This window comes from Flavobacterium sp. 140616W15 (assembly GCF_003668995.1).
GTDB lineage: Bacteria > Bacteroidota > Bacteroidia > Flavobacteriales > Flavobacteriaceae > Flavobacterium.
In genome coordinates, this window is the sequence record NZ_CP033068.1 from 639353 (window position 1) to 663454 (window position 24102).

At 32.4% G+C, this 24102-nt stretch carries 21 protein-coding genes and 1 pseudogene; 11 read left to right on the forward strand and 11 right to left on the reverse strand.

Annotated features, from left to right (window positions below; genetic code table 11):
- Positions 1-32: 32 nt before the first annotated feature.
- Positions 33-2699 carry a TonB-dependent receptor domain-containing protein gene (locus EAG11_RS02820; protein ID WP_129537802.1) on the reverse strand — a complete coding sequence of 889 codons (2667 nt, stop codon included), beginning with the start codon at positions 2697-2699 and terminating at the stop codon, positions 33-35.
- A gap of 235 nt (positions 2700-2934) precedes the next feature.
- On the opposite strand from EAG11_RS02820, the gene ychF reads away from it, so the two are divergent.
- From ychF to EAG11_RS02865, 9 genes are all read left to right on the forward strand, one after another.
- A complete protein-coding gene (gene ychF, locus EAG11_RS02825) occupies positions 2935-4029 on the forward strand; it encodes a redox-regulated ATPase YchF (protein WP_129537803.1) in 1095 nt (364 codons plus the stop codon).
- A 184-nt stretch (positions 4030-4213) separates the two neighbouring features.
- Entirely contained in the window at positions 4214-4882 is a 669-nt protein-coding gene (locus EAG11_RS02830) for a hypothetical protein (RefSeq protein WP_129537804.1), read from the forward strand.
- Positions 4883-5315: 433 nt separating this feature from the next.
- Positions 5316-6227 carry a YihY/virulence factor BrkB family protein gene (locus EAG11_RS02835; RefSeq protein ID WP_129537805.1) on the forward strand — a complete coding sequence of 304 codons (912 nt, stop codon included), beginning with the start codon at positions 5316-5318 and terminating at the stop codon, positions 6225-6227.
- A gap of 16 nt (positions 6228-6243) precedes the next feature.
- Complete coding sequence (locus EAG11_RS02840; RefSeq protein ID WP_129537806.1) at positions 6244-6768, forward strand: NADPH-dependent FMN reductase; 525 nt, start codon at positions 6244-6246, stop codon at positions 6766-6768.
- Positions 6769-6771: 3 nt separating this feature from the next.
- Positions 6772-7749 (forward strand): transglutaminase domain-containing protein, encoded by a 978-nt coding sequence (locus tag EAG11_RS02845; RefSeq protein ID WP_129537807.1) that lies wholly within the window; start codon positions 6772-6774, stop codon positions 7747-7749.
- Between the two features lie 99 nt (positions 7750-7848).
- On the forward strand, positions 7849-9027 hold the full coding sequence (gene pncB, locus EAG11_RS02850; protein WP_129537808.1) for a nicotinate phosphoribosyltransferase: 1179 nt from the start codon (positions 7849-7851) through the stop codon (positions 9025-9027).
- A 271-nt stretch (positions 9028-9298) separates the two neighbouring features.
- A complete protein-coding gene (locus tag EAG11_RS02855) occupies positions 9299-11170 on the forward strand; it encodes a DNA topoisomerase IV subunit B (RefSeq protein WP_129537809.1) in 1872 nt (623 codons plus the stop codon).
- Between the two features lie 19 nt (positions 11171-11189).
- The gene (locus EAG11_RS02860; protein ID WP_129537810.1) at positions 11190-12293 is read left to right on the forward strand and encodes a YhcG family protein; all 1104 of its coding nucleotides are present in this window, start codon (positions 11190-11192) and stop codon (positions 12291-12293) included.
- Between the two features lie 30 nt (positions 12294-12323).
- Positions 12324-15047 carry a DNA gyrase/topoisomerase IV subunit A gene (locus EAG11_RS02865; RefSeq protein WP_129537811.1) on the forward strand — a complete coding sequence of 908 codons (2724 nt, stop codon included), beginning with the start codon at positions 12324-12326 and terminating at the stop codon, positions 15045-15047.
- 613 nt (positions 15048-15660) lie between these two features.
- Here EAG11_RS02865 and EAG11_RS02870 read toward each other — a convergent pair.
- The 8 genes from EAG11_RS02870 to EAG11_RS02905 form a co-directional block, all read right to left on the reverse strand.
- Positions 15661-16437, reverse strand: a complete 777-nt coding sequence (locus EAG11_RS02870) for a TerC family protein (RefSeq protein WP_129537812.1) — start codon at positions 16435-16437, stop codon at positions 15661-15663.
- Positions 16438-16475: 38 nt separating this feature from the next.
- Complete coding sequence (locus EAG11_RS02875; RefSeq protein ID WP_129537813.1) at positions 16476-16847, reverse strand: DNA topoisomerase IV; 372 nt, start codon at positions 16845-16847, stop codon at positions 16476-16478.
- 139 nt (positions 16848-16986) lie between these two features.
- A complete protein-coding gene (locus EAG11_RS02880; RefSeq protein ID WP_129537814.1) occupies positions 16987-17562 on the reverse strand; it encodes a DUF1572 family protein in 576 nt (191 codons plus the stop codon).
- 2 nt (positions 17563-17564) lie between these two features.
- Positions 17565-18137: a pentapeptide repeat-containing protein gene (locus EAG11_RS02885; protein WP_129537815.1), complete on the reverse strand. Its 573-nt coding sequence runs from the start codon at positions 18135-18137 to the stop codon at positions 17565-17567.
- 34 nt (positions 18138-18171) lie between these two features.
- Positions 18172-18393: a DUF6095 family protein gene (locus tag EAG11_RS02890; RefSeq protein WP_129537816.1), complete on the reverse strand. Its 222-nt coding sequence runs from the start codon at positions 18391-18393 to the stop codon at positions 18172-18174.
- A gap of 46 nt (positions 18394-18439) precedes the next feature.
- On the reverse strand, positions 18440-19252 hold the full coding sequence (gene murQ / locus EAG11_RS02895) for an N-acetylmuramic acid 6-phosphate etherase (RefSeq protein WP_129537817.1): 813 nt from the start codon (positions 19250-19252) through the stop codon (positions 18440-18442).
- Positions 19253-19502: 250 nt separating this feature from the next.
- A complete protein-coding gene (locus tag EAG11_RS02900) occupies positions 19503-20171 on the reverse strand; it encodes a ZIP family metal transporter (protein WP_129537818.1) in 669 nt (222 codons plus the stop codon).
- A 64-nt stretch (positions 20172-20235) separates the two neighbouring features.
- On the reverse strand, positions 20236-21000 hold the full coding sequence (locus EAG11_RS02905) for a bifunctional 2-polyprenyl-6-hydroxyphenol methylase/3-demethylubiquinol 3-O-methyltransferase UbiG (protein WP_129537819.1): 765 nt from the start codon (positions 20998-21000) through the stop codon (positions 20236-20238).
- A gap of 163 nt (positions 21001-21163) precedes the next feature.
- Between EAG11_RS02905 and EAG11_RS02910 the strand changes: the two genes are divergently transcribed.
- Positions 21164-22327: a class I SAM-dependent RNA methyltransferase gene (locus EAG11_RS02910; protein ID WP_129537820.1), complete on the forward strand. Its 1164-nt coding sequence runs from the start codon at positions 21164-21166 to the stop codon at positions 22325-22327.
- A 135-nt stretch (positions 22328-22462) separates the two neighbouring features.
- A complete protein-coding gene (locus EAG11_RS02915) occupies positions 22463-22699 on the forward strand; it encodes a hypothetical protein (RefSeq protein ID WP_129537821.1) in 237 nt (78 codons plus the stop codon).
- A 59-nt stretch (positions 22700-22758) separates the two neighbouring features.
- Here EAG11_RS02915 and EAG11_RS02920 read toward each other — a convergent pair.
- A pseudogene (locus EAG11_RS02920) lies at positions 22759-23570 on the reverse strand (DUF6048 family protein).
- A complete protein-coding gene (locus EAG11_RS02925) occupies positions 23542-24081 on the reverse strand; it encodes a DUF6452 family protein (RefSeq protein ID WP_129537822.1) in 540 nt (179 codons plus the stop codon). Before EAG11_RS02925 ends, EAG11_RS02920 begins: the two are co-directional and overlap by 29 nt.
- Positions 24082-24102: the final 21 nt, after the last annotated feature.

Here is a 24102-nt window from a genome sequence, read left to right on the forward strand (position 1 = left end):
TCAGGATTTTTTTGTTATATTTAGTTTTCAGATTAAAAAGTAAATCCAAGTCTAGCGTAGTAATATGCTCCGCTGAAGCCCATTTGTACAGCATCCCAATATCCACCAGCTTCAGTATTTCCTTTTTCATCTTGTTTAGTTGGGTAAACATTAAATAAATTGTTGCTTCCAAGACTTAGTTTTAATGATTTGGTTAGTTGGTATCCAAGTGTTAAATCGGTTACTATTCTGGCATGATAAACATCTTCTTCATCTCCGTAGTCAACTAAAACGACTTTGCTGAAATGTGTAAAGGCTAAACCAGCATCAAATTTTTGTCTGGCATAGTTTAAGTTTAAACCAAATTTATTCTTAGGTGCTGAAGCTAATAAAAATGCTCTTTCACGTCTTCCAAAAAAAGTATCTTCGGGTAGGCTACCATTTTTTACATTGTCAATCTTCATGTTATTGATGTTACCTACAAGCGTAGCGCTAAATAATGATCCTCCAAATTTTTTCTTCCATGCAAGAACTAAATCTAATCCAGTTGTCTTAGTGTCTACGCCGTTTACAAAAAATTGAGCTTCGGCAACACCAATATTCAATGGAGCAGCATCAAAGTAGCCAGTAAGTACAATACGGTTTTTAACTTTTATAAAATAACCATCAACTGTAGCTGTAAAATCACCAAAATTAGCAGTAAATCCTAATGAAGCGTTTACAGCTTTTTCTTCGTTTAATTTTTGAATGCCAAATGCTTTGGTTACGGGACTGTTGTTTGGAGCAAGTAATACTTCGGTAGCACCGCTGGCATTAAAATTTGTAAAATGTAAATTATAGTAAATTTGTGCCAATGATGGAGCGCGGAATCCTGTGCTTACAGATCCTCTAAAGTTTATGTTTTTGCTTGCTTTTAAACGCATCGCTAATTTACCATTTAGAGTACTTCCGAAATCACTGTAATTTTCAAAACGAACTGCTCCGCTTATTAAAAAAGCATCAGTGATATCTAATTCGGCATCAGTGTATAAAGAGAGGTTAGTGCGGCCTTTGTCAACAGTATTTAATGGGCTATATCCTGGAAAGCCTTGTGATCCTCCTGGTCTTGATATGGTAGGGCTAGAGGTTGGATCTGAAGGGTCATAATCGGGATTAGGGATGGTTGGAGCACTTTGAGTTGTAGGATCAGTAATAGGTCTTCCGTTTGTGTCGTAAGTTGTATAAGAACCTTCATCACCTGCAAAAATAGTGAATCTCTCTGTGCGATATTCTGCTCCAAAAGCAATGTTTAATCCGCTAAGTATAGAGTCGTAATTTTTAGAAAAATCAAAATTAGTGGTGTTTTGTGTTAAGGTATGTCCGCCAGCATCAAATTCAGTTGGAGAAGCCGCTTCAAGCGAAGCATTAATTGTTCCTTTTATATAGTAATGAAAAAGATTTTTTCCGTAGGTATTACTAATGTCAATTTTCCATCCACTTGCAGTTTCGGTTCTAAATCCTGCAGCTAATGAGTTGTCGATAATATTAGAAGTAATTCTCGGAGTATATCCTCCAGGGTAAATAGATTCTACAACTCTTTCTCCATCATTTCTAGTAAAAGCGTAAGCATCAGTATCTCTGTAGTTTCTTCCTCCGAAGGCATAGAATTCAGTTTTATCAGATACAGGAACTGCTATATTTGCGAAGAGGTTAAAACTTTGTATTTCGGCATCACCAAAACCTTTTCTGAAATCGTATGCAGGACGAAGTGTTTTGTTTTTATTAATGTATTCAGTAGTAAAATTAGCAAAACCTCCTTTTTCTCCTATTGCAACGCCATAATTGGCTGCAACCTTTACAGATCCACCATCAAAAGCCTGGTTTTTTCCATATGAATTTCCATTTCCATTTTGATCTAATCTATAGTTTTTAGTATTTGGGGTACCAGGAAGAAAATCTCCTTTAGCTTTAGTATTAAAAACTCCGTAAGTAACCGAACCGTTTAGTTCGTTAATATTGTCGTTTAATACGATGTTAATGACTCCTGCAATGGCATCGGAACCATATTGAGCAGCCGCACCATCTCTTAAAATTTCAATTCTTTTTATGGCCGAAGCTGGAATCGCATTTAAATCAGTTCCAGTGTTTCCACGCCCACGAGTTCCAAATAGATTGACAAGTGATGATTGATGTCTTCTTTTTCCATTTATCAAAACCAATGTCTGATCAGGGCCTAATCCTCTTAATGAAGCGGGATCAACATGATCGGCGCCATCAGATCCGGATTGTTTGTTGGCGTTAAATGATGGTGCGATATATTGTAGTAATTGATTGATTTCTAGTTTTCCACTTTGTGTGGTAACATCTTTTATATTGATGATATCAATTGGTACTGCCGAATTAACGACAGTTCTTTTAGTATTTCTAGAGCCAACAATCACAACATCTTTTAGTGTTTGTCCGCCATTCTCGTTCATAATGATGTCAATAATACCACTAGTAGCATTTTTTTCGGTATTTGTGTATCCAACATAGCTAAAAACTAACACAGCACCATCTTTTACTTTTATAATATAACCACCTTGCATATCGGTAGATACCCCATTTGTAGTCCCTTTTTCTACAATGTTAACTCCAGAGAGCACCGCTCCCGTATTGTCTTTTACGACACCACTGATTTCTTTTTGAGCAAAAAGAAATGTTATATTTAGTAGAAATACTAATACTGTAAATTTTTTCATAATTAATTGAGTTTGGTTTTGTTGTTTGGTTAGATGTTTAGTTAAAAGTAGTGTTTTTTAACAAAACTTTAATAAAATGTTTAAAATTTTTCATGAGATTGCTTAAAAGTGTATTAATACACAGTTTTTGTTCGACAACGAAGTTTTAAATCTTATATTTGCAAACTTTTAAAAGTGAGAACATAAATTTCAGTAGAATTGAATAGCTGAAAATAAAAATAAATAGAAACTACATATGAAAGCAGGAATTGTAGGATTGCCAAATGTTGGAAAATCAACATTATTTAATTGTTTATCAAATGCAAAGGCACAAAGTGCAAACTTTCCTTTTTGTACAATTGAGCCAAATATTGGTGTTGTAAACGTACCAGATCCAAGAATTGAAAAATTAGAAGAATTGGTAAAACCGGAACGTGTTCAAATGGCAACTGTAGATATCGTAGATATTGCAGGTTTGGTAAAAGGGGCTAGTAAAGGTGAAGGATTAGGAAATCAATTTTTAGGAAACATCAGAGAGTGTAACGCGATTATTCACGTTTTACGTTGTTTTGATAATGATAATATTGTTCACGTAGATGGGAATGTAAATCCAATTCGTGACAAAGAAACAATTGATATTGAGTTGCAATTAAAAGATTTAGAAACTGTTGAAAAACGTTTAGAAAAAGTAAATCGTGCAGCTAAAACAGGAAATAAAGAAGCGCAAACTGAAAAAGCACTTTTAGATAGAATTAGAGAGGCATTATTGCAAGCTAAATCGGCTCGTACTATTGTACCTCAAAGTAATGATGAAGAGGTTTTAATGGAGTCATTTCAGTTGATTACAGCAAAGCCAGTATTGTATGTTTGTAATGTTGACGAAAGTGCAGCAGTAAACGGTAACAAATATGTTGATCAGGTTCGTGAGTTAGTAAAAGACGAAGATGCTGAGGTTATTATCCTTTCAGTAGGAGCAGAAGCAGACATTACAGAATTAGAAAGCTACGAAGAGCGTCAGGTTTTTCTAGAAGATATGGGTTTAAAAGAGCCAGGAGCATCGGTTTTAATTCGTGCTGCTTATAAGTTGTTGAAACAACAAACGTATTTCACAGCAGGAGTAAAAGAAGTTCGTGCTTGGACAATCAATATCGGAGCTACTGCGCCACAAGCTGCAGGAGTTATTCATACCGATTTCGAAAAAGGATTTATCCGTGCCGAAGTAATTTCATACGAAGATTTCGTTCATTACGGTTCAGAGGCTAAAGCTAAAGAAGCTGGAAAATTTAAAGTAGAAGGAAAAGAATATATCGTAAAAGATGGAGATGTAATGCACTTCCGTTTTAACGTATAATTTTCTTTAGAAGATAGAATAAAGAATAAAGAGAATAGACAAAACTGCTGAAGAAATTCAGCAGTTTTTTTTATGCTTAAAATCAATCTGCTTTATCTGTAAAATCTGCGTGAAATATTTTATGTATTTGTTTGGGGCTATAATATTTGGCTTGAATTTTGGTAAATTAAGATGAAAAGAGTTTATGAGAAAAACTATTCTAATTTTAGGAATACTAATTACGATATTATCTTGTAAAAAAGCGGATGCACCTGCTGATGCTTTTGCTTTGTATTTTGAGGCTCCTCAGCCAGTTAATGATTCTGAATTAGATAGATTTCCTACTAAGTTTAAAGGGGTGTACATGGATAAAGATTCTACATTCTTAAGGATTGATGAAAATGCAATTAGGTTTGAGAATTATAATAAATTTAAAATCCATAAAAAGGAATTAGATTCTTTAATAGGGGAATATGATATTGTAGATGGAAGGTTAATAGCAAAAGATACAAAACAGAAATATGATATGATTTCAAAGGGCGATTCGATAGAATTGGTCGAAAAATATGTAGACACACTATTTAGATTTTCATATTATAATAAGGCAAAACGAATCGATGGTAAATTGGTTTTAAGCAAGCGTGATTCTATTTTTTGGACTGTAAGGATTTTATCAATAGAGAATAACGTATTAAGAATTAATAATGTTCTTTTAATGGATGATTTGAAAAAATTAGATTCCATTACCGCTATCAAATCACGAATGCTTGATTCTACTTCTTTTGTTGTTAAACCAACCCGCAGAGAATTCAAAAGCTTATTAAAATTAAAGAATTTCGGATATGAGCAACAATTCAAAAAAGTTTCAGAATAGCTTTTTTTTGTTTTTACCATTAAGGAATTAAGAAAGATTAAGTTTAGTCTTAATGAAGCTTAATGTCTTAATGGTTCAGAGTTTTATTTTCTACAAATTATTCAGTAGCTTTTTTTTACCATTAAGAAATCAATAAAGATTAAGTTTAGTCTTAATGAAGCTTAATGTCTTAATGGTTTAAATTTTTATTTTCAGAACCTATTTCCAGCTTTTCGTTTCAAGATTTTTTGGTAAAACCATTTTTTTGTAATACTATAAAAAGAGCTTCCGCTGGTCGCTTTTTTACAGTAGCAAAAAAGTGGTTTTCCTCTCAAAATGCTTTCCACTGCAATCTGGGGTAGTTATGGTTAAAGTATAACATTTACAGTAAATATAAGAATATCTTTGTTTTTTTAATTGCTTATATTTGAGAGAAATAATTAATTAAAGTATTGTGAATAATCAAAATATATTATCCAAATCATGGTATCTGTTAAAAACTACATTTCTAGAGTTTAACGATGATAATGCGATAAAGCTAAGTGCAGCATTGGCCTATTATACCATTTTTGCATTACCCCCTTTATTAATTATAATTATTACTATTTGTGGTGTTTTCTTTGGAGAAGATGCTGTTGCAGGTGAGCTTTATGGTCAAATAAACGGATTAGTGGGTGATAGTGCGGCGATACAAATTCAGGAAACAATAAAAAATGTACAGCTTTCGGGGAGCAATGTTTTTGCAACTGTTTTTGGAGTCGGGATGTTATTAATTGGGGCTTCAGGAGTTTTTGCCGAAATACAGAGTTCTATAAATTTTATTTGGGGATTGCGTGCCAAACCAAACAAAGGGCTTAAGAAATTTATACAAAACCGATTAATGTCATTTTCTATGATCGTTTCAGTTGGGTTTTTAATGCTTGTGAGTCTTTTTGTGAGTACTATTTTGGATTTAATGAGCGCACGCTTAAAGTTATATTTTCCTGAGAGTACCGTTTATTTGTTTAATGCAATTAATCTAATCATTATCTTGATTAGTATCACCTTGCTTTTTGCAATTATATTTAAAGCATTACCCGATGGAATAATAAAATGGAAAGATGCTTTTATTGGCGCATCCTGCACAGCAGTATTATTTATGATAGGAAAATTTGCAATAGGTTTTTATTTAGGAAGCTCTACGACAGCATCGGTTTATGGAGCGGCGGGTTCTGTAATAATAATTCTGGTTTGGGTCTATTATTCGGCAATTATTCTGTATTTTGGAGCTGAATTTACAAAGGTATATGCTAAATCATATGGAGGTAATATTTATCCCAATGAATACTCAGTAGAGATAAAAAAAGAAATCTTAGAAATAGAGTAACTAAAAATATAAAACAATGAAAGTCATAGCTTTTGGAGGAAGTAATAGTGAGCATTCCATCAATAAAAAACTGGCAACATATGCTGCAAATCAATTTAGTAATGCCAGCGTAGAAGTGTTGGATTTAAATGATTTTGCAATGCCGTTATTTAGTGTTGATGTTGAAAAAGAGATAGGGCAGCACCCAGTAGCAAAAGCTTTTCTTGGAAAATTGGCGGAGGCAGATGTTTTGGTAGTTTCTATGGCAGAAAACAACGGAAATTATTCAGTTGCTTTCAAGAATGTTTTCGATTGGTGTTCGCGTATCGAGAAAGATGTTTTTCAGCATAAGCCAATGTTGTTATTAGCTACATCGCCAGGAGCGAGAGGAGGAGCTTCAGTTTTAGAAATTGCAACAAAATTATTTCCGCGTTATGGTACCGAGATAAAAGCAAGTTTTTCATTGCCGAGTTTTAATGCTAATTTTGATTTAGAGGAAAATAAAATATCAAATACAGAGTTAGATAAAGAATTAAAAGACATTATTAAGTCTAGTTTTTAATCGATGACAATAAAAAAGATTGCCTTTATATTATTTATACTTAATTCTGTTTTTTTGGATGCAACGTATTCACAAAAATACAATGCAATTGATGCTATAGTGCTGAAATATCCGAAACATTTTAGTTCTACAGAAGATCTAGCGATGAGAATTCAAAAAGATTTTACTTCAGAATTTGATAAGGCAAGAGCTATTTATAGTTGGATTGCTTTAAATATTAAATATGATTATAAAGTTTATCTAAATCCACAGAAACCAGTACAATTTAGCTATAGAAATGAAGCTGAAAAGCAAAAACAAATAGAGTTAATAAAAGCAAAAACGTGGCAAAAAGCATTTGATTCTCAAAAAGCAGTTTGCGAAGGGTTTACGCTTTTATACCAACGTTTAGCTTCTTTGGTAGGTTTGGAATCTCAAGTAATTCGAGGTGACTCTAAGCGATTATTGACAGATATTGGTCGAAAAAAACTGTTGTCTAATCATGCTTGGAATATTGTTCAGGTTGACGGAAAATGGATTTTGGTCGACGTAACTTGGGGACAAGGATATTATGACAGTAATAAAAATAAAATGGTAAATTATTTTAACTCCACTTACTTTGATACGAATCCCAAATATTTTTTCGCGAAGCATTTTCCAGATTCAGGGATGTATTTGGGAAGTAAATTAAATCAAGAAAAATTTTTAAATGGGCCTTTGATTTATGATAAATCTATTGAAGAAAATCTCGAAATTTTAAAACCTGATTCAGGAATAATTAAAGCTAATGATGGTGATAAAATAACTTTTAAAATACATAACATTTCAAAATCTGATACATTTTATTATTTAAAAAAAGGGCAACCAAGCAAAGTAGAAAATTCAAAAGAAGTAGGAGGAAGTTTAGAATTTCAGATTACTTATGATAAAAAAATGGGTTCGTTTATTACTTTTTTTCTCTATCAGAATAGTGTCGCTTCTTTTAAAATAATTTCAAAGTAGAGATAATTTGAGGATGAGTGTTTAGGTGATTTTATTTTTTTGTTGAATTGCCGTATCTTAGCAATCAAAGTTTTTTAAAATTAATAAAGCAATTTGTATATGGGAACAATCTTCCTGAAATCAATATTAGATAACGATTTCTATAAATTTACGATGCAGCACGCTGTAATTAAGTTATTTCCTAAAGCAAAAGTCCGCTATAAATTTATAAATAGAGGGAAACATGTTTTTCCTCCAGGGTTTGCTGTTTTATTGCGTCATTCAGTTGAAGCAATGGTAAAGTTGCAGTTGACTCAAGAAGAAAAAATATATTTAAAGAAACATTGTCCGTATTTAGATCCAACCTATTTAGATTTTTTACAAGGCTATACTTTTGATGCTTCAGAGGTTGAAATTGAACAAGTTGGTTCTGATTTGAATATTACAATCGAAGGGTTCTGGTATCGTACTATTTTATGGGAAGTTCCATTGATGGCTTTAATTTCGGAGCTTTTTTATGCATCTCAGAATTTAGATAGGATAGATGATAAAGCGGTTCAGGATATTACCAAGAGTAAGATAGAAAATTACAATGCATTGGGAGCTTCAGTTTTGGAGTTTGGTACAAGACGACGTCATTCATACAAAGTACATACCTTGGTCAATGAGACACTAGCGACTTTTGGTAATGAAAGTTTTCTTGGTACAAGCAATGTACATTTGGCAATGCTTAATGGTAAGCGACCTTTGGGTACGCATGCGCATGAATGGTTTATGTTTCATGCCGCGCAATACGGGTTTAAAGTGGCTAATATAGTTGGTTTAGAGAATTGGACACAGGTGTATGGAGGAGATTTAGGGATTGCTTTAACGGATACTTATACAACTGATGTGTTTTTTGAGCAATTTGATAAAAAATACTCAAAACTTTTTGATGGAGTTCGTCATGATAGTGGAGATCCAATTGAATTTGCCAAAAAAACAATCGCACATTATATCAAGTTAGGAATAGATCCGAAGTCAAAAATAATAGTCTTTTCAGATTCATTAAACTTAGAAAAAGTAAAAGTTATATCCGATTTTTGTAAAGACAAAATAAAAATGTCATTTGGAATTGGTACAAATTTTACTAACGATGTAGGTTTGCCAGCAATGAACATGGTTATTAAATTAACTGAGACAAAGCCAGATTTTACCCATTGGGAAGGGGTGGTTAAACTTTCGGATGAAAAAAATAAAAATACGGGAACTCCCGAAATGATTGCATTGGCAAAACAAGTTTTAGGGATCAAGTCTTAGAGTTTATTTGAATTTATTCAAAAATTAGGTTTGTTTTTCTTTTAAGATTTATCTTGTTTGTAGAAGAATAATTTATAAAATCTGAATACTTAAACTATTAATAGGCTCTTAAATTTTTGCTTAAAAAGCATTTTTTTTATGATTTTAATGAGTTTCTCTTTTTGATTTAAATAAATGGGTTTAAAAGACGCTTTTATTGATAACTTTCAAAAGATTGACTTTCATTTTTTAAGGAGATATAGTACATTAGCAAAAAATCCAAAACTCATTTATGCTAGAGCAAAATCAATATAACGAAGATAATATTCGATCACTCGACTGGAAAGAACATATTCGTATGCGTCCCGGAATGTATATCGGAAAATTGGGAGATGGATCATCACCCGATGATGGTATTTATATTCTGTTAAAAGAGGTTTTAGACAACTGTATCGATGAATTCGTTATGGGTGCAGGAAAAACTATTGAAGTAACTATCAGAGATAAAACCGTATCGGTTCGTGATTATGGCCGTGGAATTCCTCTAGGAAAAGTAGTTGATGTAGTTTCAAAAATGAATACAGGAGGAAAATATGACTCCAAAGCTTTCCAAAAATCAGTAGGATTAAATGGAGTAGGAACCAAGGCAGTAAATGCACTTTCTAATTATTTTCGTGTAGAATCTGTACGTGACGACAAACAAAAAGCAGCCGAATTTTCAGCAGGAAATCTGGTTCATGAAGAAGATGTAATTGATACAACAAAACGAAAAGGAACAAAAGTAACTTTTATTCCAGATGAAGCCATTTTTAAAAATTATAAATTCAGATTAGAATATGTAATAAAAATGGTTAAAAACTATTGTTACCTAAACAATGGTTTGACAATCATTTTCAATGGCGAAAAATATTATTCAGAAAATGGTCTTAGAGACTTATTAGAAGAAACAATTAATGCTGAAGATTTAGAATATCCAATTATTCATTTAAAAGATACGGATATTGAGATTGCTCTAACGCATAGTAAAACACAATATAGTGAGGAATATCACTCTTTTGTGAATGGTCAGAACACAACGCAAGGAGGAACGCACTTAGCAGCTTACAGAGAAGCAATTGTAAAAACGATACGAGAGTTTTACAACAAAAGTTTTGAAGCATCAGATGTGCGTAAATCGATTGTGAGTGCGATTAGCATCAAGGTTATGGAGCCTGTATTTGAATCTCAGACCAAAACCAAATTAGGTTCGATGGATATGGGATCTGATGATGGAACGCCACCAGTATCAGTTCGTACCTTTGTAAATGATTTTGTAAAGAATAAATTAGATAATTATTTACATAAAAATCCAACAACTGCAGAAGCCTTATTGCGTAAAATTCTACAAGCAGAAAGAGAACGTAAAGAATTATCTGGAATCCGAAAATTGGCAACAGATCGTGCTAAAAAAGCCAATCTGCATAATAAAAAATTAAGAGATTGCCGTGCGCATCTTCCAGATACAAAGAATCCTAGAAACTTAGAAAGCACCCTTTTTATTACCGAGGGAGATTCGGCTTCGGGATCTATTACCAAATCCCGTGATGTAAACACACAAGCGGTTTTTAGTTTGCGTGGTAAGCCTTTGAACTCATACGGAATGACCAAGAAAATTGTGTATGAAAACGAAGAATTTAATTTACTGCAAGCAGCTTTAGATATTGAAGACGGATTAGAAAAACTGCGATATAATAATATAGTAATCGCAACCGATGCCGATGTCGATGGTATGCACATTCGTTTGTTGTTGATTACTTTTTTCTTGCAATTTTTTCCAGAATTAATAAAAGAAGGCCATTTATATATCTTACAGACACCGCTTTTTAGAGTTCGAAACAAGAAAGAAACGATTTATTGCTACTCTGAAGACGAACGAAAAGCTGCTATCGAAAAATTAAAGCCAAAGCCAGAAATCACGCGATTTAAAGGTTTGGGGGAGATTTCGCCAGATGAGTTTAAGAATTTCATTGGAGAAACAATTCGACTTGATCCTATTATGATGGATAAAAATACATCGATAGAACAATTACTATCTTTCTATATGGGGAAAAACACACCAGACAGACAAGAGTTTATTATTAAAAACTTGAAGGTTGAGTTGGATGCGATAGAAGAGGAAGTATAGAGACTAAAATAAAAATATATTGTCAACCGATCTTCAAAATAAAGTCATATTTCAACAAGTAGTCGAGTTATTGCAAAGTGCCCGACAACAGGTTTTACGTACCGTAAATTCAACGATGGTTTGTACGTATTTTGAAATTGGAAGAATGATTGTTGAAGAAGAGCAAAATGGAAAAGAAAGAGCACAATACGGGAAACAATTATTAAAAGGGCTTTCTGAACAATTGACAAAAGAGTTTGGAAAAGGCTTTTCTTTAGTTAATTTGGAGAACATGAGAAAGTTTTATTTAGCTTACTCAATTTCAGAATCAGTGTCTCAGATTTCACAAATTCAAAAAACCCAGTCACTGACTGGGGAATTCAAATCTCAAAAAACGCAGTCAGTAGTTACGCAATTTAATAAATTAGATTATCAGGTATTATCTTCATTTTTTAAATTGACATGGACACACTACATTTTCTTAATGCGAATTGATGATGAAAATGAAAGACAGTTTTATGAAATAGAATCAGAGAAACACAATTGGAGTGTTCGAGAATTAAAACGACAGTATGATTCTGCGCTTTACACCAGATTATCTTTAAGTCGCGATAAAGAAGGTGTTTTAAAGCTGTCTGAAAAAGGACAGATTATTGAAAAACCTAAAGACATTATTAAAGATCCATATATACTTGAATTTTTAGGATTGCCTGAATTGCATCAATATTCAGAATTGCAACTAGAAGAAGAAATTATTAATAAACTAGAACATTTTTTACTAGAGTTGGGACATGGATTCACCTTCGTCGCAAGACAAAAAAGAATTACATTTGATGATAAACATTTCCGAATAGATTTAGTTTTTTATAATAGAATTTTAAAATGTTCTGTACTTATTGATTTAAAAATAGGGGAATTAAGACATCAAGATTTAGGTCAGATGCAAATGTATGTTAACTATTATGATAGAGAAATGCGTTTGGAAGATGAAAATAAAACGATTGGAATTATACTTTGCCAAAACAAAAGTGAGGCAGTAGTAAGATATACTTTACCAGAGAATAATGAGCAAATTTTTGCCAGTAAATATAAAACAGTGTTACCAAGTGTTGAGGTTTTAAAAGAACTCATCAAAAGCAAATAGCATTAAATTTATAATTTCGAATATAATTAAATGAAAGACGAAGAAGACGATAACATAATTCCAGATAACGAAGAAAATAACTCGGAGGATACTAATTCTTATGATGACAATCAAGAAGAAGATGAATCTGATGAAATTATCGAAGTAGATGCTAAATCTTTTGAAGGAGGGCATTTTTACGATAATAATGATGAGAGTGGTGATACCATTACCAAAGTTACCGGAATGTATAAAGACTGGTTCTTGGATTATGCCTCGTACGTAATTCTGGAACGTGCTGTTCCTGCTATCGAAGACGGATTTAAGCCTGTACAGCGTCGTATTATGCATTCTCTTAAAGAGTTGGATGATGGTCGTTATAATAAAGTTGCCAATGTAGTGGGGCACACCATGCAGTATCATCCACACGGAGATGCGAGTATTGGTGATGCAATGGTACAAATTGGTCAAAAAGATTTATTGATAGATTGTCAAGGAAACTGGGGTAATATCTTAACAGGAGATGGAGCTGCAGCTTCACGTTATATTGAGGCACGTTTATCTAAATTTGCTTTAGAGGTTTTATACTCACCAAAAATTACCGATTGGGGTGTTTCATATGATGGTCGTCGTGCAGAACCAAATAATCTTCCAGTAAAATTTCCTTTGCTTTTGGCACAAGGAGCCGAAGGTATTGCAGTAGGACTTTCGACTAAAGTATTGCCACATAACTTTAATGAATTAATCGATGCTTCGATAAAAATTCTTAAAGGAAAACCGTTTACATTGTATCCTGATTTTATGACTCAGGGTATTGCTGATATTTCTAATTATAATGATGGATTGCGTGGCGGACGTGTACGTGTACGTGCCAAAATTGCACAATTAGACAAGAATACACTTGTAATTACACAAATTCCGTTTTCGACCAATACGACTACTTTAATTGATAGTATTTTGAAAGCCAATGAAAAAGGCAAAATCAAAATCAAGAAAATTGAAGATAATACTGCGGCCGATGTAGAAATTTTGATTCACCTTTTTCCAGGAGTTTCACCAGATAAAACAATTGATGCATTGTTTGCATTTACAGCTTGCGAAACCTCTGTCGCACCTTTAGGTTGCGTTATTGAAGATAATAAGCCGTTGTTTATTGGAGTTTCTGCAATGTTGAAGATTTCAACAAACAGAACAGTTGATTTGCTCCGACAAGAATTAGAAATTCAATTAGAGGAATTAAAAAATAAATGGCATTTCTCTACTTTAGAGAAAATCTTCATTCGTGAGGAAATGTACATTGATTTCAAATTATATTCTGATAGAGAAACGTTATATAAATATTTATATGACCGATTTGAACCTTTCAAAAAATCATTTGTCAGAGATATCAACGATGATGATTTACAGCGTTTGACTCAAATTCCGATGATTCGTATTACCCGTTTTGATTCTGATAAAGCCGATGATTTTATCGCTAAGTTAGAAGATGAAATGAAGGAAGTAGAATACAATCTGGAAAATTTAACAGATTTTGCGATTGCTTATTTTGCTAAATTAAAGGAGAAATATGGAAAGGGACGTGAGCGTCAGACTGAACTTCGTGTTTTTGACAATGTTGAGGCTACAAAAGTAGTTTTACGTAATACAAAACTGTATGTAAATCGCGAAGAAGGTTTCGTAGGAACCAGCTTGAAAAAAGACGAATATTTAACGGATTGTTCGGATATAGATGATGTAATTGTGTTTTTACGAGATGGTAAAATGATAATTACAAAAGTTGATTCTAAGACCTTTGTAGGTAAAGATATCATTCACGTTGCGATTTTCGATAAAAGCGATAAGCGTACGATTTATAATATGATGTATCGTGATGGAAAGTCAGGGCCTTCATACATAAAACGTTTTAACGTTTCGGGGGTAACGCGTGACAAAGCGTATGATTTAACCAATGAAACTGCAGGTTCACAAGTCGTTTATTTTTCACATAACCCAAATGGAGAGGCTGAGGTAATTACTATTTTGTTGCGTCAGGTTGGAAGTATCAAGAAACTGAAATTCGATATTGATTTTGCTGCTTTAGCTATAAAAGGCCGTGGATCAAAAGGGAATTTAGTGACGAAATATCCAATTAAGAAAATCGAACTTAAAGAAAAAGGGATTTCGACTTTATTGCCAAGAAAAGTTTGGTTTGATGATACAGTAAAACGTCTGAATGTAGATGCTCGTGGAGAATTGTTAGGAGAATTTAAGCCAAGTGATAAGATATTAATTATTAGTCAGACAGGTAAATTGAAAGTTATTATTCCAGAATTATCAACTCATTTTGATGAAGATATGATTGTTTTGGAAAAATGGAAGCCTAAAAAGCCTATTTCGGCAATTTATTTTGATGGAGAAAAAGAACGTTACTTTTTGAAACGTTTTCTAGTTGAAACTGAAAATAAAGAAGAAAGCTTTATTACAGATCACCCAAATTCTCAATTAGAAATTGTTTCTACAGATTACCGTCCAGTGGCACAATTGGTTTTTACTAAAGTGAAAGGAGTTCAAAAAGAGGACTTACATATCGATGTAGAGGATTTTATTGCTGTAAAAGGATTTAAAGCATTAGGAAATCAGCTAACAGCCGATAAGTTAAAACAAGTTAATTTATTAGATCCGCTACCGTTTGAAGAACCAGTAGAAGAAATTCCAGCAAAACCAGAACTATCCGAAGAAGATTCGGTTGGAACAGAACTTGATGATGATGGACAAATTGGATTGGTTTTAGAATAATTACAAAATAGTTTCAAAATCCGTAAGTTTTTTAAAATTAAATTTTGAGATTTATATTTCCAATATAAGTATAAATAAAACTAGAAAAAGAGACTATTTCACGAGCGTGAAATAGTCCTTTTTTATTATAATAATTTAGTGCTCTTTTTTAAGATTGTATTATAATTAAGAATATTTATGGGTTAGTAAAATAGAATAATTAAACTTATTTAATCAAATGATAAATCTAAAAAAGTGGTTTAATATATTGTTTTATTGTTATTTAGTCTTAAGTGTATTAATGATTTTTAGTTGTTTAAATGGTTACTTAAGTTTTGGAAACGGATTAGGTGATCTTTATTATTTGGTTTTTAGTGCTGTTGTTTTCTTCATTACATTGATTGTTTATTTTTATGGAAAATCAATGCAAAACAGGACTAATTCGAATATGATTTTTGGAATAGTTCTTATTATAATCACTATGATAATTTTAATATTAAAATTGACTGTTTTAAGAGGGGCAGAAAATTAGTTGTATTTATTATAGATAATTTTTTACACTTTTAAAAGTCTTTTTTAAAACTAAAAAAGCGCTAAGATTATCTTAGCGCTTTTTGATTATAAAAATCTGATGTTATGATTTTGATCGTTTTCTCATTTTCATATTAATAAACTCTACAGCCAATGAGAATGATATGGCAAAATACAAGTATCCTTTTGGTACTGCGCCAATATGTTCTCCAACTAGAGATGCATTAGATAGGTGCATACTTTCGGTGATTAGCATAAATCCAATTAAGATTAAAAAGGCTAATCCTAAAATTTGTATAGAAGGGTTTGCATTTACAAAATTTCCAACAGGAACAGCAAACAACATCATTACCATTACCGAAATAATAACGGCTGTAATCATAATCGTTAAAGCACCTGTAACACCATTTGTCATTCCTACAGCAGTCAGGATAGAATCTACAGAAAATATTAAATCGATTAGTAAAATTTGTACAATTACATTCGAAAAAGACTTTTTGGCAACACCTTTAAGTGTTTGTTCTTCTTCGCCTTTATGATCTACTTTTTCACTTATTTCTTTGGTGCTTTTATAGATCAAGAATAATCCACCACCTAATAAAATCAAAGCTTGTCCAGTAAAATCGGCATTTAACCAACCCCAATTAATGCTAAAAACAGTTGCTTTCATTGCTATTAAGTAAGAGATACCCATTAATAGAGCAATACGCATGAACATGGCCAAAAACAAACCAATTCGAGTCGCTTTTTTACGCTCTTCGGGTGGTAGTTTGCCTGTTACTATCGATATAAAAATGATATTGTCAATTCCTAAAATAATTTCAAGAAAAGTCAGTGTCAATAAGGCAATCCATGCATCTGGATTTAAAAATACTTCCATTTAAAAAAGGTGTTAATTAAGGGTAATTGGGATAAAAATTAATCTATTCGAACAACGGTTCCACGTTGTTTTTGGTTAGAACCAACCATTCCGAACTCAAAAGTATACGAATCTTTGGTAGTGCTTAAAATTTTCATTCCGATAGCTTTCTCTTCGGCTTTATTTTTTGGATGTTTCTTTTGTAGAACATATTCGCAATCGCTTACCCAACGAATAGTTGCAGTATCGGTTTTGCCTTCAAAAGTTTCGATTTCAATATCATCTTTTCGTTCAAAAAGAGTTGTTTTCTTTACTCCATCAACTTCAAATTCAAACTTGAATTTTCCAGTTTTAAAATCCTTGCAATTGTGTTCGGCATTGTAACAAGAAGCAACAATAAGTAATAAAGGGAGTAATAGTAATTTTTTCATGATAAATGATTTATTTAATTTTTTTGGAGCTTTTTCCTGCTTTTCACTACAATCTTTTTATTTTTTAAAGAAAAAAATAAAAAGGATTTTCACTTCAATCAGGGCTACTCAGAACAGACACAAAGAAATAGAGTATGTTTTATTTTAATTTCTTAAGTTCTTCGTCTGTAAAGTTCTTAATTTCTTTTTCTTGTGCAAATTTTATTGCATTGTAGTTATTCGATTCTTTTTTCGGAATTGATAGGCTTTGCCAGCTACTGTTTTTTAATTGTTTGGCATAAAATACAATTTGCCCCACATGATAAGGATAATGTGCTAATTGTCTGTTGATGGCTTCAATAACAGTATGCCCTTCGTTTCTAATATATATAATGTCTGAGAGTTGGTTGGGCTGTAAGCTGTTTAAAGCATCAAAAAGGCATTTCCAGCCTTTCTCCCAAGTAACCATTACTTCATCCTTTGATTGTATGTCATTTTCAAATTCGTCATCCCGATTACGCCATTCTTTTTCACCATCTGTTGTAAGGAAATCGGTCCAACGCGAAAGCATGTTACCTGAGAGGTGTTTTACTATAGTAGCAATACTATTTGTATCTTCATTTACGGTAACAAAAAGCTGTTCGGGTTCGAGTTGTGCGATTGCTTTTTCACCTAGGGTTTTATAATATAAAAACTGTTTTTTTATACTTTCTAAATACGATTCGGATGCATTCATAATTATACAATTTTAATGTCATATTTATCCAAAAGTCCCAAAACACCTTCGGTTGAGAATTGTGCTTTTTTCATGGGATTAAATTCTGGGTCAATTTTAAAATTATAAGCAGTTTTAAAATTAACACTAGCCAATTGTGTTTCGTTAAAAATGGCTCCTTCCAGATTACAATTGTCAAAAACAGAACTTGTTAAGTTGGTACCAATAAAAGTAGTTTCTTTCATCGAACAATTTATAAATTTTGTTTTTGGCATTTTTTTATTCGAAAATGAAGCGTAGTCTAAAGCAGATTCTTCAAAATATACCTGAAATAGAAAATCTTCACATTCATTAAATGCAATTCCGAGGAGTTTGCAGTTCTTAAAGGTTACATTTTTTAAACTTGTTCCTTTTAAACTAGTCATCGATAAATTACAATCGATAAATTCACAATCTAAAAAAGTATTGTAGGCAAAATTACTGTTTGAGAAATCACAGTTTCTAAATACACAATCTTCAAATTCGCGATTGTTTATTTTCTTATCAATATAGACAACCTTATCGAATGTTTTTTGAATATGAATTAAGCTATCCATTGTAGTCTTTTAGTGTTTATTTGAATTAAAGAAATTAGTCATTAAATAGACCTCGCATAATTGTTTTTAAACCATAAAAGATTAAATACATTCCGGCTAAACAGGCAATGATACCAATAGCAAGAACCAAGTAATGCCAAACGTTTTGCTTGTTCATAAACGCATTGTATATTACCGATGGACCAATAAATAATAGGGGTAAAGACCCAGATAAATATTTAATTCCTTTTCCTATTAACTCTTTGTTTGTTCCCATATTTTTTTAATTTTCAGTTTCATGTTTTATAAAATACATGTCACTTTTATATATTATGATTCTCTATTGCTTTTCGTACACTTCCATAAGTATGCAATAGTTCAGCTGCTTGTTCGTATGAGACGGGAATTTCGCTCATAATCATTTTTACACCACGGTCAACTAATTTGCTGTTGCTTAATTGCATATCAACCATTTTGTTCCCTTTTACTTTTCCGAGTTGAATCATAGCCGTTGTCGAAATCATATTAAGAACCAATTTTTGTGCGGTTCCAGCTTTCATTCTGGAGCTTCCAGTAATGAATTCAGGTCCTACAACCACTTCTATTGGGAATTGTGCTGTTTGCGAAAGTGGACTTTCGGCATTGCATGTTATGCATCCCGTAATAATATTATTTTCATTGCAACGCTCTAATCCTCCAATCACGTAAGGAGTAGTTCCTGAGGCTGCAATACCTATTACAACATCATTTTCGGTAATGTTATGTGCTTGTAGGTCGATCCATGCTTGTTTTGGATTATCTTCGGCATTTTCTACAGCTTGGCGAATAGCTTTGTCTCCACCTGCAATGATTCCGTTTACTAAATCGAATGGAACACCAAACGTAGGAGGACATTCTGAAGCATCTACAATTGCTAAACGACCAGATGTTCCTGCTCCTATATAAAATAATCGTCCGCCAAGTTTTAGTTTGGTTACGATTTGAGCTACTAAAGCTTCTATTTGTGGAATTGCTTTTTCTACTGCAAAGGGAACTGTTTTATCTTCCTGATTAATGTTAGTCAGTAAGTCATGTACAGACATTTTTTCCAGATGTTCGTATTTTGAGGACTGCTCTGTTATTTTTGTAAATGTCATTTTGTTTTTTGAGTTTCTAAGTTACAAAGCATCAAAGTTACAAAGTTTTTCCTACTAAGTGTTAAACAATTCATATGAAATAGAGCGAATTAGTTAAAAAAATAGAAATAAAAAAACTGAATATTTATTGTTTGAAAAATGAGTTTTTTTAATTTTTAAGTCGCGTGAGGGATTGAGGAGGCATCCTTTTTTGTGAGGAACGAAAAAAAAAGATATAGCCAAAAGCCCGACCCAGAGGGGCACGCCCATATTATATAAAATAGGCGAGTGCAATCCCAAAAATAATCATTGAAATTTTGGCGATATTAAATTTGTGTCCTTCGCTGCTTTCAAAAATTATTGTTGATGAAATATGGAATAATATTCCGATCACAACTGCTGTAATTTCGGTGTAGTAATCATTTAAAAATGGTAAATACACAGATGCGATTGTTCCTAGTGGTGTCATGATTGCAAATGTTATCATAAATGCAAAAATGGCTTTTTTGTTAAGATGTGCATTAATAAAAAAGGTCGTAAGTATGATTGCAATTGGTAGGTGATGTATAGCAATACCAATGGCAATATCATGGTGGTGACTTACAGGGAATCCTTCAAGGAAAGCGTGTATGCATAAACTAATAAAGAGTAACCACGGAATTTGTGACATTTTGGCGTGACCATGAACATGTCCGTGCTCGGCTCCTTTAGAGAAAAATTCAAGTATGATTTGGAATAAAATCCCCAGCATTATAAATAATCCAATATTATGGTTGTGTGATTCGTATACTTCTGGCAGTAAATGCATCACTGTAAGCGATAGCAGAAATGATCCGCTAAATGCCAATAATAGTTTAAGATTGGTCTTGTCTTTTGGTTTTAGCACCAACGCAACCATATATCCTAATAATACAGAAAGTAAGGGTAATAGATAATTCATTTAGTTTAATCGTTTTTTAGTTTCCTCCTTTTATTATTTATCAAGTAAATAAAGGATGTTTCAATTACTTAAAAATCATGATTAATCGTTCGCTTTCGGTTTTATGAAACTTCTTTAATTTATAATCCCCAAATAAATCTAAAAGAAAAATACCTGCTTGTTCCATTAGATCTTCAAAATCTTTTAAAGTTAAGGCTTTTACTTTTTCGGTAAAATGAAATTTCTTGCCTTGGTCTTCAAAATCTATTTCTTTAAAAATATGTCCGTCTTCTATATATCTTTTGATGTGAAAATCGATGCCATCGACCGTTTTTATTTCTTCAGGAACGAGTGTTTCTATTACTTGTGTTACATTCATAAAATCGATTACAGCAAAACCATATTCACTTAAACTGGCTTTTATCGCTTTTAGTGTAGTGAGATTATCTTCGTCATTTTCAAAATAACCAAAGCTGGTAAATAAATTAAATATAGCATCGAATTTTTCATCAAAAGGCTCGCGCATGTCATGCACTTTAAAATGCAAAGTTTCATTGCTGTTTTTGCTCGCTTCGGCGATACTATTTTCGGATAAGTCTGCTCCAAGAACATTAAATCCTAATTGGTTTAAATAGATAGAATGACGGCCTTTTCCACATGCCAAATCAAGTACTTTGGCTTTTTCTGGAAGATTAAGATAGTGCGTAAGATTATCCATGAAGATTTGCGCTTCTCTATAATTTCTGTCTTTGTATAATATATGATAATATGGTGTATCAAACCAAGAAGTGAACCAGTTTTCGGATGGTTGATTTGGATTTGTTACAGATGGGTGATGTGCTTCAGACATTTATTCTTTTTCAATTAATTCAAGTCCCGCAAATTTAGTGTATTTTTGCTGAAAAATAACTTTTTCGCAAGCGATACACATATAATGTCGCTATGTAGATTTGAAATTTTTTATTACAGATTGATTTTTGTTTAAATAAGTCTGTTTTAATTTAAATATAAAGATGGAAAATAATTTTAAAATGGTGGCCAAAACCTTTTTTGGCTTTGAAGAAATTTTAGCAAAAGAATTGCAATTGCTAGGAGCACAAGATGTTGAGCAAGGGGTGAGAATGGTGAGTTTTAAAGGGGACAAGGGGTTTATGTACAAAGCCAACTTATCGTTGCGTACAGCATTGAAAGTGTTAAAACCAATTTACTTTTTTAGGGCTAATAATGAACAAGGTCTATATAAAGGTATTTCGGGTGTAAATTGGTCTAAGCTTATAAATGCCAATCAGACTTTTGTGATTGATGCAACAGTGCATTCAGAATATTTTAATCACTCTGAGTTCGTTTCTCAAAAATGTAAAGATGCTATTGTGGATCAGTTTAGAGAACGTACAGGACAACGTCCTAGTATTGACAAAGCACACCCAGACTTAAGAATAAATGTGCATATTGATAAGGACCAAGTTTCTGTTGCTTTAGATACTTCTGGTAATTCATTGCATCAACGTGGATATAGAACAGCTACAAATATCGCTCCTATAAATGAAGTATTAGCTGCAGGAGTATTGTTATTATCAGGTTGGGAAGGTCAAGGTCATTTTCTTGATCCTATGTGTGGTTCTGGAACCTTTCTTGCTGAAGCTGCTATGATTGCTTGTAATATTCCAGCGAATATAAACAGAAAAGAGTTCGCTTTTGAAAAATGGAACGATTGGGATAATGATTTATTCGATCAGATTGTAAGTAGTTTGATGAAAAAAACGAAAGAGTTTCATTATACTATAAAAGGGTTTGATAAAGCGCCAAGTGCAGTAAGCAAAGCTAAAGACAATATTAGAAATGCAAACCTAGAAGATTATATCACTATCGAAGAAAATAACTTTTTTGATACTGAGAAAACTACTCAAGGAACTTTGCACATGGTATTTAATCCTCCGTATGATGAGCGTCTGGATATTCACATGGAAGAGTTCTATAAAAATATTGGTGACACATTAAAGAAAAACTATCCTGGAACGAATGCTTGGTTTATTACGGCTAATCTTGAAGCTTTGAAGTTTGTAGGACTTAAACCGTCTAGAAAAATTAAACTTTTTAACGCAAGTTTAGAAGCTAGATTAGTGAAGTACGAAATGTACGAAGGAAGTAAGAGAACGAAGTTTCAGGTTTCTGAATAAGGTCCTAAAACGTTAAGTTTCTAAGTTTTTTGCTTAGTAACCTTTTAAAAATAATTTTTTGGTTCGAGAATTCAAGTTCTAAAGGTAAAACCTTGGAATCTTAGTCTCTCAGAACCTTAGCAACTCTAAAAGAAAATGACAAAATTACAAGTAAGAGCATTTTTATATCAGCTAGGCTGTTTTGCTATACTATTTATATTAGCGAGATTTTTGGTTGAAAAATATACAGAATTAACTGGTTTTTGGGTTCCGATGACTGCATTTGTTGTGGGAACACTTTTATCTCCAAAATTTCAGGCAGCTAAAACAAAGGATGGAGAGAAACTTTTTATGAAATGGATTTTCATGAAAGGTATTAAAGAAATAGGATAGTCCTAGCTTATATTTTACAATTTGGTTATTGTTATATAAATAACCAAATTGTAATTATATTATTTTTTCGTTTCTGTTCCTGGAATTACAACTTTCTTTTTGTAAATAGGAATGAAATAAGAAACGGTATAGTTAAAACCAATTCCGAAATTACCATTATAAGTTCGGTTAAACCCTGGAATATAAAGATTGTCGAAGTTGTCTGGTTTTTTATTTGAAACTAATGTTTTTAACTGCACACTGAAGCCTACGAATATATTATTAAAAACTTTGGCTTTTACTCCTGCATTTACTTCTAACCAGCTAGCAGATAAACCACTAAATTTTTCACCAGAAGCAGTAGGAGGAAGTTCTCCCCAGTACGGATCTGAATTGTATATTTTGTAATTATTTAGTTCTTGGCTAAATGTACTAAAACCATAGCGGAGTCCAACTGATATGATGTTTTCCATATCAAGCCAGTTTTCATACATATTGTAATCAAATCCTACTTTTAGATAGCTACCTTTTGCTGTCGAGTTTAGTCTATCGTCATCTGTAGTTTTGTTTTCAGTCCCAATTTCGGCGGCTAGATAGTATTTTTTGTTAATCGATAATCTCCTGTGAATTCGACTCCTTTATAATCAGAATCATAGAGTCCACGAGTTAGTTTATATAAATCAACTCCAAAACGAACTCCATAACGATCTGTTTTTGCAGGTATGCTATCTTGTTTTACTTCTGTGGCGACTTTTTTGGGAGCTGTTTTTTCAGCTTTTACCTCTGTTTTATTTGTTATTGCAGTTTTGTTTGTAGTTGTTTCTTGAGCTTGAACCGTAAACAAAGACAACATTAGGCAAAAACTAAAAATATATTTTGATGTGTGTTTCATTTTCAAATTCAATGTTAGGTTCTTCTACAAAAACATTTTGTATCCAAAACCCTTCTGGATTATTAGAATCGGTTAGGATAAATGGATTATTTCTATTTAAAGTAAATATGGTTTTATAGCCACATGCCCTTGAAACAAAAATGTTCTGACGCGTATAATTAAATTGTATTACATCCTCGTTTACAAAATCTAGATTCGTACTATTAGCGTTTAATATAAAACGAAAAGAGGTAATATCTTCATTCGTTTTAAGCGGAATAGAAATGGTATTTGCACTAGTGAGGTACTTATCTGACTCAACAACTGCATTCTCATTAAAGATAATACCTTGGGTCATTTTTTCCCCAATTACCTTTAGGTTTGTTACATTTTTAGGGGTCGAATTAGTACGATCTAAAAATGAAATCACCAATCGAGGTGTAGTTGGGGTATTGGGATCACAAATATCATCCTTTTCACAGCTTGAAAAAGTGAAGGCAATTACGATTATTGTAAAAAGTATTTTTTTCATTTATTATTTGTGATTTATTTG